Source organism: Vibrio sp. M260112 (assembly GCF_036533775.1).
In the GTDB taxonomy this organism is placed as follows: Bacteria; Pseudomonadota; Gammaproteobacteria; order Enterobacterales; family Vibrionaceae; genus Vibrio.
In genome coordinates this window covers 1-3,810 of record NZ_JATABH010000100.1, presented here as the reverse complement: position 1 = coordinate 3,810, position 3,810 = coordinate 1, and the positions used below count along the sequence as shown (strand labels likewise).

Annotated in this window: 4 protein-coding genes and 1 pseudogene; 1 reads left to right on the top strand and 4 read right to left on the bottom strand. The window is 44.4% G+C overall.

Features of this window, described 5'->3' with window-relative positions:
• A pseudogene (locus QTN95_RS19895) lies at positions 1-133 on the top strand (IS630 family transposase); the annotation flags it as partial.
• A gap of 128 nt (positions 134-261) precedes the next feature.
• Here the strand turns inward: QTN95_RS19895 and QTN95_RS19890 are convergent.
• From QTN95_RS19890 to QTN95_RS19875, 4 genes are read right to left on the bottom strand one after another with little or no spacing between them, the layout of a single operon-like run.
• Positions 262-921 carry an HAD family hydrolase gene (locus tag QTN95_RS19890; RefSeq protein ID WP_331418724.1) on the bottom strand — a complete coding sequence of 220 codons (660 nt, stop codon included), beginning with the start codon at positions 919-921 and terminating at the stop codon, positions 262-264.
• 2 nt (positions 922-923) lie between these two features.
• Positions 924-1,943, bottom strand: coding sequence for an ABC transporter ATP-binding protein (locus QTN95_RS19885; RefSeq protein WP_331418723.1), 1,020 nt, complete (start codon positions 1,941-1,943; stop codon positions 924-926).
• Entirely contained in the window at positions 1,943-2,728 is a 786-nt protein-coding gene (locus tag QTN95_RS19880) for an ABC transporter permease (RefSeq protein WP_331418721.1), read from the bottom strand. Before QTN95_RS19880 ends, QTN95_RS19885 begins: the two co-directional genes overlap by 1 nt.
• Positions 2,728-3,627 (bottom strand): ABC transporter permease, encoded by a 900-nt coding sequence (locus tag QTN95_RS19875; protein WP_331418720.1) that lies wholly within the window; start codon positions 3,625-3,627, stop codon positions 2,728-2,730. Before QTN95_RS19875 ends, QTN95_RS19880 begins: the two co-directional genes overlap by 1 nt.
• Between the last annotated feature and the right edge of the window lie 183 nt (positions 3,628-3,810).

Genomic DNA, 3,810 nt, shown 5'->3' with positions numbered 1-3,810 from the left:
ACATGAAACAGTAACTCGGAATCATCAATGCAAAGCAATGTGGCAACTATTAAAACGGGTTCGAAACTTTATGGATAACATTTCATCGTTTCCCAGCGGTGGTCATGGAGTACAAAAAGTGAAGCATAATTAGGATCAGCTATTTAGCAAGCCTAAGCCCAAAATAGCGATCAAATTTGTTCATTGGAATCCGTTACTTTCTGTTTAACGCTTACTCTTTATCCAAGCTGCCCACCACCGACCAACTAAACAACATCACGGCTAAGTCCAGTTCAGCACTTGCCAATCCATAGAGCTTGCACGGGCTCTCAAACGTGGACATGGGTTGACCAAATAAGCGTGATCCGCGTATTCACATAGCGGCAAATCATTGATCGAGTCGGTATAGAAATGAATGTTGGAGTAAGTCTCGGGTTGTGAATCCAACCATTGTTTTAATCGGATTACCTTACCCTCGCGATAGCTTGGAACACCTCTAATCTCGGTAGTATAGCGTCCGCCATCTTCAACGAGATCAATACCCAACGCCACGTCAATTCCCAAGCGTCGCCCAACCGCTTGCACAAGAAACGTTACGCTGGCAGAGATGATTACCATCTGAATACCTTGTTCGTTAAGTTGATCAATTAAAACTTTGGACTGTTTGAATTGCTTGGTGAGGATATGGCGCTCTACGCACTCTTCCACCAGCACATTCACTTGCTCTATGGGTATATCAACCAAAGGAGAGATGGAAAACTTGAGGTAATCCTCCATATCCATTTTCCCTTGAGCATAAAGAGCCATTAATCTCTGATCCTGCTCGATAAAATCGGGGCTGGTCGCGATACCTTTCTCAACCATAAACTCGTTCCAGATCATTGCACAATCAGCATTGATCAAGGTTTCATCCATATCAAATACATACAACGGCTTTGACATCATTACGCTCCCACAGGTTGAATTTCATTGAGATTAAACAAGAGTTCTAATTGGCGACCATTGGCCAGTAAACGCTCAGATGAGCGATTGAGGAGATCAACGGTAAGCTCACACTGGTCGACCTCGACCTGATAGCGAATCACATTTCCCAACAATTGATGGTTTTTTATTGTCGCCTTTTGCGGGGCAGATACATGGCTGCCATATTTGCGCCCCTGCTCTTTGACATAGATGGATTCAGGACGTATCGCTACCTTCCAATCGGTCTCGATATTGAACAGTTGCTTCGCTTTCGTTGCTTCAACCAAATTATAATGCCCCATAAAACTTGCCACAAACTCGTTGGCTGGATGAGTATAAATCTCTTCCGGAGACCCAGCCTGAACAATTTCGCCTTTATTCATTAGGAAAATGCGGTCTGACATGATCATCGCTTCTTCCTGATCATGAGTGACAAAAATTGTCGTTAAATTCATCTCTTTTTGAATATCACGGATCTGTTGACGGAGGTGCTTACGTATCTTGGCATCCAGTGCGGAAAGAGGCTCATCAAGGAGTAAGATACGCGGCTTAACCACTAACGCCCTAGCAAGAGCGACTCGTTGACGTTGCCCTCCTGAGAGCTGATGTGGATAGTGTTTCTCTTTACCCTTGAGATCAACCAGTTCGATTACCCTAGCGACTTGGCGTTGAATCTCTTGCTTTGCCAGTTTTTTCATCTGCAAACCAAAACCTATATTGCCTTCCACTGTCATATTAGGAAACAACGCATAGGACTGAAACACCATACCAATGCCCCGCTGCTGAGGTAACTGGTGAGTAATCTCCTCACCATCTACCCAAATTTCTCCCCCATCCACAGGATTCAATCCTGCCAGGCTACGAAGCAAGGTCGATTTACCGCAACCACTGGGGCCAAGCAGCGTAATAAATTCACCTTGCTCGATAGTGAATTCAATCTCTTCGAATACGGTATTATCCGCAAAGCGTTTGTTCAGGTTATTTGCGACGACATAACTCATTATTTGACTCCTCGGCTAAAGCGACTTGCCAGCCAAGTCAGGATAAAAATAAACAGGAAATAGGTCATCACCAGCGCACTGGTAAAGTGGCCGCTGGTCTGACGCATGTTATAAAGGTAAATCTGTAGCGTTTCGTAACGCGTACCAACCAAGATATTGGCGAATACAAACTCGCCCAATAAAAATGAAAAGGAAAGAAACAGCGATGCCATCAATCCTTTTTTCAAGTTTGGCAGAATAATTAGCAAAAACGCTTTGGCGGTGCTCGCCCCGAGAAGATGCGCAGCGTCCATCAAATCATGCCGATTGATTGCCTCGAAGCTATTAGCAATAGCACGATACATAAATGGCAGCGCAATAGTGAAGTAAGTGCCGATTAGAATCCAAGGCGTGCCAACAAGAGAAATTTCACTGTCTGCATAAAGCTGAAGCAATCCCACAGACGAAACCACTGGTGGTACCGCAAAGGGTAATAAGATCATGATATTCATAATCTTATCTAGTTTCGGAAAGTAATAAAAAACCACAAATATCGCGGGTAGAATCAACACCACGCTCAAAAAAAGTGATGCGATACAAATGAACAACGAGCGTCCAAATGCCTGCAAAAATCGTGGGTCACTCAGTAAGTTGAGATACCAGTCTAGCGTAAAGCCATCAGGCAAAATGGTCGCGCCCCAGCGGGATGACGCCGAATAGACGAATGTTGCCAAAATCGGTATCAGCATAATGCCCACAATGGAATACACTACCGTTTTGTGGAATCGAGTATTAACGTTATGCATCACGACTTCCTACCCGCATAGCTTTTTGCAATAAGCCATTGATTGATCATGGTGATCAGAGCAAGCAAGGCCATTAAAATCACAGAAATGGCAGCCGCTAAGTTCGGTTCAAGGAACAAGTCACCCGATACTAAGCTGGCAATACGAATGGTGATCACGTTGTAATTGCCCGAAGTCAATGCGTATACACTGGCATAGGCGCCAATCGCATTGGCAATCAGAATGATGAAGGTGCCAAGCAGTGCCGGAGAAAGCACTGGTAACGCAATTCTTGCCCAATACTGGTCTGTACGAGCTCCTAGGAGTGCAGCGGCGGCTTGCCAGTCATCACTGAGCGCGTCAAAAGCGGGATATAGCAACAAAACAGCCAGAGGGATCTGAAAATAAACATATATGGCCAACAAACCCCACTTACCATACAGATCGAAATCACCTAATAAGCCATACTGCTTCAGCAGCAAGGTCAATGCACCATTGGTACCTAAGATGATGATAAACGCGAATGACAAAGGCACACCCGAAAAGTTACTGCTCATATTGGTAAACGCAATAACACTATCTCGAATTTTCCCTTCAACACGGCGTAGCGAAAATACCAGCAAGGTTGCAATCGCTAAGCCGACAACGCTCGACCAAACAGCTAACCAAAGACTGTTATTAAAAGCCTTGATCATAAAAGCTGAATCTAGCACTTCAATACAGTTATCAAATGCAAATTCGCCATCATAAATAAAGCTGTTGATCAGCACCCAAACCATAGGAGCCAACTGAAAGAGATAGAAAAATAGCGCAAAAGGCGCCAGCCACAATGCGGGGTTGATACGCCCAACCCATCGATGCCAATGTGGCTTCGCTGAACTTGACTCTTGTGTACGAGTCGATAAAACAGAACTGCTCATAATGCTAACAATTCCTGAGAATAAGGCTTATGGGGCAGGGTGAGATCGCGAACATTTTCTAACCACTTAGAATGATCGGTTTGACGATCATATCTAGCTGTGATCATATACTCTCTTTTAACAAAGAGACCTACCCACAATGCATATCGATGAGTTTAAAGAGCACTTCCATTTAGTCGCAGA

Excerpts from the sequence above, each read along its gene's own strand:
- QTN95_RS19890 (WP_331418724.1), bottom strand. The coding sequence starts at position 921 with ATGTCAAAGCCGTTGTATGTATTTGATATGGATGAAACCTTGATCAAT.
- QTN95_RS19885 (WP_331418723.1), bottom strand. The coding sequence starts at position 1,943 with ATGAGTTATGTCGTCGCAAATAACCTGAACAAACGCTTTGCGGATAAT.
- QTN95_RS19880 (WP_331418721.1), bottom strand. The coding sequence starts at position 2,728 with ATGCATAACGTTAATACTCGATTCCACAAAACGGTAGTGTATTCCATT.
- QTN95_RS19875 (WP_331418720.1), bottom strand. The coding sequence starts at position 3,627 with ATGAGCAGTTCTGTTTTATCGACTCGTACACAAGAGTCAAGTTCAGCG.